The sequence below is a fragment of the Myxacorys almedinensis A genome (genome assembly GCF_010091945.1).
GTDB classification, from domain to species: domain Bacteria; phylum Cyanobacteriota; class Cyanobacteriia; order Leptolyngbyales; family Leptolyngbyaceae; genus Myxacorys; species Myxacorys almedinensis.
The window spans coordinates 1-1140 of sequence record NZ_WVIE01000057.1 but is presented as its reverse complement, the minus strand read 5'-3'; the positions used below and the strand labels follow the sequence as shown (position 1 = coordinate 1140).

Below are 1140 nucleotides of genomic sequence, written 5' to 3'. Positions count from 1 at the left end.
CAGAACACGCTCTGGATCTTCTCGCCGCAATGCCGCCCGATAATTAATAAACTGCCCCAACGCGGTATGAAATTCTGAAATCGCGGATGCGCTAGCCAAAAAGCTTTTGCTTTCAACAGCGATCGCTTCATCTCCCCGCTCTGCTGCCAGGAGTCGTTCTGCTCCCAAATCGATCTCCATGTCCACCCCACCCACTTTAATTTGCAACGGATCGTGGGTTACATTCCAACCGTCCCGAATCAAAGCTGTTTTAACAATCTGGTGAAACCGATCCTTCACCACAGCAGGCAGCCCAATCATTTGTCCCTATTATAAGTTTGAAATCGTACTCTACGAACTTCCTTGACTTTCAAATCTCGTTCCAGGGATACTTGAGACTAATTTTCATTAACCAACTCCAATGACCCTGGAACTGACGGCACAAGCAGAAGCGGAACTGTGGCGGGAAACAGAGCAGCAGTATCCCCCCGTGACAAGTCTCGATCGCGTCGAGACAATCTACACTGTGCCGCCACTGATGGGGAGCGGGATGCGACGAGATAGTGAGTTGTATCCTGGTCTGGAATTGTCCATCTATCATCAAACCCTGCACGATGTCAGGGCGCAAGTTTTGCAGAATCCTCACCCGGTGCAGTTTATGGTGCATTTGTCAGGAGTTTCTGATTCTGGCAATCTGCCTTGGATTGATGCAGAGCAGGGCTATGTCGGAGGTAGCGGCATCCAGCAAAGTCATGCCGTGTTTATGCCGCAATCACAGCCGCAGATTGGAGTCTCGATTCACATGGAGCCGGAATTGTTGTATCGATTCTTTGCGGAACCGTCGGGAGAATTGCCGCTGGAACTTCAGCCATTGGTGCAGGGAGAGGACTGGCAGCGAACGTTTTCTCCTAAGACCACGGCGGGAATTCGGACGGTTGTGCAACAGATCATCGAGTGCCCGTTTGTGGGGACGGTGAAGCGAATGTATTGGCAGAGTAAGGTGATGGAGTTGATGACGCTCCAGATTGCCGGAATTGGAGTGGAGGAACCCTCGATCGAGCGTTGTTTCAAGCCACAAACGATCGAACGGATTCGATTTGCAGCAGAGATTTTGCGATCGCACCTGGAAGAACCGCCGTCACAGCTAGAGTTAGCGCAGCA

The 1140-nt window shown here is 51.2% G+C and carries 2 protein-coding genes; one reads left to right on the top strand and one right to left on the bottom strand.

Going from position 1 to position 1140, the window contains the following annotated elements:
• The coding region (locus GS601_RS22580) for an element excision factor XisH family protein (protein ID WP_202925301.1) at nucleotides 1-300 on the bottom strand (300 nt) is incomplete at its 3' end.
• Between the two features lie 100 nt (nucleotides 301-400).
• Here GS601_RS22580 and GS601_RS22575 point away from each other — a divergent pair.
• Nucleotides 401-1140 (top strand): AraC family transcriptional regulator (locus GS601_RS22575; RefSeq protein WP_162425544.1); only part of this gene is annotated, 740 nt, incomplete at its 3' end.